The organism is Solirhodobacter sp. (assembly GCF_964715405.1).
Genome location: NZ_CBAICG010000086.1, coordinates 1 through 4,544, shown reverse-complemented (window position 1 = coordinate 4,544; position 4,544 = coordinate 1). Strand labels below are relative to the sequence as shown.

5 protein-coding genes and 1 CRISPR repeat array are annotated in these 4,544 nt (G+C 62.2%); of the genes, 1 reads left to right on the top strand and 4 read right to left on the bottom strand.

The features are described from left to right. On the top strand, window positions 1–204 hold a 204-nt coding region (locus tag AC11WY_RS19095; RefSeq protein WP_482928276.1), incomplete at its 5' end, for an ATP-binding protein. Between the two features lie 280 nt (window positions 205–484). On the opposite strand, the gene AC11WY_RS19090 is transcribed toward AC11WY_RS19095, so the two are convergent. From AC11WY_RS19090 to AC11WY_RS19075, 4 genes are all read right to left on the bottom strand, one after another. Continuing rightward, entirely contained in the window at window positions 485–781 is a 297-nt protein-coding gene (locus AC11WY_RS19090) for a hypothetical protein (RefSeq protein ID WP_482928433.1), read from the bottom strand. A 4-nt stretch (window positions 782–785) separates the two neighbouring features. After that, entirely contained in the window at window positions 786–1,127 is a 342-nt protein-coding gene (locus AC11WY_RS19085) for a hypothetical protein (RefSeq protein ID WP_482928432.1), read from the bottom strand. 260 nt (window positions 1,128–1,387) lie between these two features. Then, on the bottom strand, window positions 1,388–1,828 hold the full coding sequence (locus AC11WY_RS19080) for a hypothetical protein (RefSeq protein WP_482928430.1): 441 nt from the start codon (window positions 1,826–1,828) through the stop codon (window positions 1,388–1,390). A gap of 60 nt (window positions 1,829–1,888) precedes the next feature. Beyond that, a complete protein-coding gene (locus tag AC11WY_RS19075; protein ID WP_482928429.1) occupies window positions 1,889–2,611 on the bottom strand; it encodes a hypothetical protein in 723 nt (240 codons plus the stop codon). A 258-nt stretch (window positions 2,612–2,869) separates the two neighbouring features. After that, a CRISPR array of direct repeats spans window positions 2,870–4,363; the repeat unit is 29 nt; unit sequence GGGCCTATCCCCGCCAGCGCGGGGGAACC. Window positions 4,364–4,544: the final 181 nt, after the last annotated feature.

Sequence of the window (4,544 nt, the reverse complement as noted above, 5' to 3'; positions counted from 1 at the left end):
AGCGTCATCATCACCACCAATCTCAGCTTCAGCGAATGGGCCACCGTCTTCGGCGATGCCAAAATGACAACGGCACTCCTCGACCGCCTAACCCACCGCTGCCACATCCTGGAGACCGGAAACGACAGCTTCCGCTTCAAGGCCAGCTCCGCCGCCGCAACGCAGAAAAAGAAGGGGGGCACACATGCCTTGACCCAAACCTGACGCCTGGAACATAACCACCAAGGTGGGTCAGTTCTCGATGGAAAACCCGGGTCAGTTTTGCGTGAAAATTAACACGCACTCACTCTGACACCTCACATGACAATCTGCAAAGAAATTGCCTTCGCAAGTCAGATCAGCAGCAGTCAATCGATCAACGCGGCCGACGATAATCTTTCCACGCCTCGATGACCTGCCTTGTAAACGCATCGGAAGCCTGACCCAGATGCGGACTCCCTGCCGCGGCTATCCACTTGGTATCTTCAGGGAAGTATGCGACGGCTTACTCGAAGATGCACACCCATTGCTCGGCCGCATCAAGGCCCATCGGCTCGAGCTCCTCGACGGGTATGCGCAATATGTCTTTATTGTCCCAGTTCGTCTTCTGGGTAGAATGGGTAATCGCCAATGCGATGACACCGCAACGGGTCTTGCCGCCCTTCTGCCCGATCTTGGTCAGGACGATTACGCCGGGATGGGCATACCGGATATCTTGCTCGCCAAATGAGAAACGGAAGCCGTGAACCGATCCAAGAGCGGGCACTTGGGCTTCCGCAGCTACAGCAGCAGCGGCTTTCACCTACTCAGCGCTCCAGTCCGAAGAACGCCAGATCCTCGTCACGCATTTTGCGGGGATCCCCACACCAAGCTTCGACCGGCTCAACCACCGCAAGACCAGCGTAGGCCAAGTCAGGTTGAAGATATGCGAGAGCCATGGTGACTGGAAGATCCGCCACCTCAACCTCGGGCGGGCGCGTTTTGCGCACGGCAGTTTTGGCGCGCCCTTCCAATTTCGCAGTCACTGCGGCCTTCTTGACCATAAACTTGCCTGTCTTGGCATCCCGCACGACTTTGGTACCATCCAGCCGGGAGACCATTCCGCTCGTCGCGAAGCCCAGAGTCAGCTTTCCAGAGTTTCGAGCCATCGCACCAATCCTTCCCCAAGCAAGGTCAAAAGTAGGGTGCAAACCCTTTAGAGTCAATAAACAGAGCGTCCAAGCGATAGACCAAGCCTCCCTGGGCGCGGTGTCGCCTGCTTGAGAAGGAGCCGCTCAGATCGCAAGTGCCAGTGCGGCAACAATTTTCGGCAGAAAAGCATGGATGTCCGGTGCGAGGAGGCTGCATTGCAGCATCCAGCCGCTGCTGACCGGCAGCTTTGGGCCGTTTGCGACTCCAGTTGCGCGGGTTACCCGCGCGGTGTCACGTCCTTCATCCGGGACTGAAAGAGATGGGCCACCTGCTCGGCGGAGAACTTGAAGCCTTGTTGGTCCGGCACCCGCTCCGCGGAGATGGGATATTTCGGACGCCGCGGGTCGATGCCGGTGATCCTGAATGTCTCGCGACCGGTACTGAATTCCCGCGCAAAATCACCAGGCGACAGGCCGAAGGCTTCGGCGAGCGCCTCGAACCGAAGCTGCTCCGGGTCCAGCGTGCGCCCATCCGGAAGCGGGATGGACACCCTGAACGCAATGTCGAACCCCCAGCGCAGATCAATGTTGCTCAGGCCCTTGTCGTCGCAGGCCAAGCCATGCCGTTCGGCGACCTGGCGGCAAGCCTCCAGCATGTCGCGTTGGACGCGCTGGCAAAGTCCGGGGGTCAGGTTTCGGGGTGGGTTCTTTTTCGACACGCTCTGATCAAGCTCCAGAAGGGTGATCGCCCGGCATCAGGTGCTGGGTGCGGACATGGCTTACTGAACCCGAACGGGCTGCAGCATGCCATCGGTATCGAGGGCCAGGGCGCTGCGCCAGAGTGGCGTCTTGAACACATGGTGCACGACCTTGCCCTCGCGCCCTTCCTCCGTCTGGACCAGCAACCCGGTCCATTCGAGCGGACGCAGGACGCAAGATGAGAACGCCGCCATCTCCCGCCATCCGGCATTGTCCCAGTCGGGGCCTTCGCCATAGAACGCCCCGAACAAGGCGCGCTCGGTGGTGCCGTGATCGGCCTCGACATTGATGACGTTCAGCCAGACATCCCATTTCCCGAAGGGGCGCTCGTTGAAACGGGCATAGGATCCATGGTCGACCTGAAGGACGAAGAACGGGATGAGCTCGGCAAACAGCCGCCCCGGCGTCTGCGCAAGGTCCGCGCCGCGTTTCGTCAGCCTGAACTCGCCTTTGAAGTGCCGCCCCAGACGCAGGGTGATCAGGAGGTAATGCAGCACCTCAAGTGGCGGGAATTCGTATTCATTGATGACTTTGCTGAAGCGGAACATCTCTTCCGCGCCGTGTCCCGGCCAGTCAAAGTGTTCAACCGCCCAGTGGACAAACACCCGCTTGAACGCCTTCGCCTGGGTCAGGCCGATGGCCCCGTGTTCCGCAGCGTACTGCAGCGTCAGCATCGCCGCGCGCAGCAGAGCCGAATGAGCGAGGTCGGGATGGTCATCGGCTGGGGTGCGGAACGCGATCATGGCGCGATGCTGCCACAGGGCTTTTCCAGAGGCCAGAACGCAAAAGGCCCCCGCTTTTCAGGGGGGGCTCGTCAAACGTTGACCAGGCGTTGACAAGAACTGCACATGCAGAAACCCGACTGTTTAGGTCTGGATCTATCTATTTGATATTATGGGAAGTTTTGGTTGCGGGGACAGGATTTTGCGAAACTCGTACCAAACAACAAACGCTCGGACGAGCCGTTTAGCGTCCGTGCTGACCAAGTTCGAAGGAGGCCCGGGCCTATCCCCGCCAGCGCGGGGGAACCAAGGCCGCTCGCTCATAACGGGTTCATCGTAGGGGCCTATCCCCGCCAGCGCGGGGGAACCTTGGTAGGAAACGATGATGTGTCGCTATTTCCGGGCCTATCCCCGCCAGCGCGGGGGAACCAGGATGCGCTTGACCGGATTGCCCGCCGCCTCGGGCCTATCCCCGCCAGCGCGGGGGAACCTCGTCCAGAAGTTCTACCGCCTGCGCATCACTCGGCCTATCCCCGCCAGCGCGGGGGAACCCTTGATGCCTTCGCTTATTGCCTCGCCACCGCGGGCCTATCCCCGCCAGCGCGGGGGAACCTGGATCGGACTTTAGTTGATGCGCTTGTGACCGGGCCTATCCCCGCCAGCGCGGGGGAACCGGATATCGCCAACCAGACGTAACGATCTTTCCGGGCCTATCCCCGCCAGCGCGGGGGAACCCCTCGATTGTCGCCATGATCAGCCGAACGCCAGGGCCTATCCCCGCCAGCGCGGGGGAACCGCGGTGGTGACTGCGGATATGGTCGGCGCCGGGGGCCTATCCCCGCCAGCGCGGGGGAACCATGAATGGGAAATCTTCCATCGAATACATGACGGGCCTATCCCCGCCAGCGCGGGGGAACCCCGATTGCACTATTCATAGCATCCCCGCGAGTGGGCCTATCCCCGCCAGCGCGGGGGAACCTTCGGGCACGCCCGTCATGCTCAAAAGCGCCAGGGCCTATCCCCGCCAGCGCGGGGGAACCTTGCCAAGGGTCAGCGCGATGCAGTTCGGCCAGGGCCTATCCCCGCCAGCGCGGGGGAACCATCGCGAGGGCGGCATCGACGCGCGACTGTGCGGGCCTATCCCCGCCAGCGCGGGGGAACCGCTGTTCCTTGTTCGGATAGGACGCATATTCGGGGCCTATCCCCGCCAGCGCGGGGGAACCATCATCTCGATATTGTCCGCGTCGGCCAATTCGGGCCTATCCCCGCCAGCGCGGGGGAACCTTCGCCGAATACCTGCCGTTGCGAGAACGTAGCGGGCCTATCCCCGCCAGCGCGGGGGAACCATAGACCAATGATACCACCCTCGCGCTGACCCGGGCCTATCCCCGCCAGCGCGGGGGAACCGCAAAGAACCATCTATGCCGAGCCGACACACGGGGCCTATCCCCGCCAGCGCGGGGGAACCAGGCTGCGCTTCAAAACACCTTCGGGGCTAAAGGGCCTATCCCCGCCAGCGCGGGGGAACCGATCCCTTGGGAATGCGATATGACCCGGCTTGGGGCCTATCCCCGCCAGCGCGGGGGAACCATGACGACTGCATAAGGCGCACCGCTTGGCGGGGGCCTATCCCCGCCAGCGCGGGGCAACCATGACGACTGCATAAGGCGCACCGCTTGGTGGGGGCCTATCCCCGCCAGCGCGGGGGAACCACGTGCTCCTTGCCTGCCGCCGAAACACCGACGGGCCTATCCCCGCCAGCGCGGGGGAACCGATGACGAAACGGGGTGATAACTCGCCAACAAGGGCCTATCTGCGTGTTTCGCGTGATGGTGGGCAGGGGTTTCAGAGGATCATGGGCACGCATTTCGCGCGATCCCGGGCAGTGATTTCACGCGGAGGTGGGCAGTGATTTCGCGGGATCGCGGGCAGGTCTGGTCGGCAAACTGAGGAT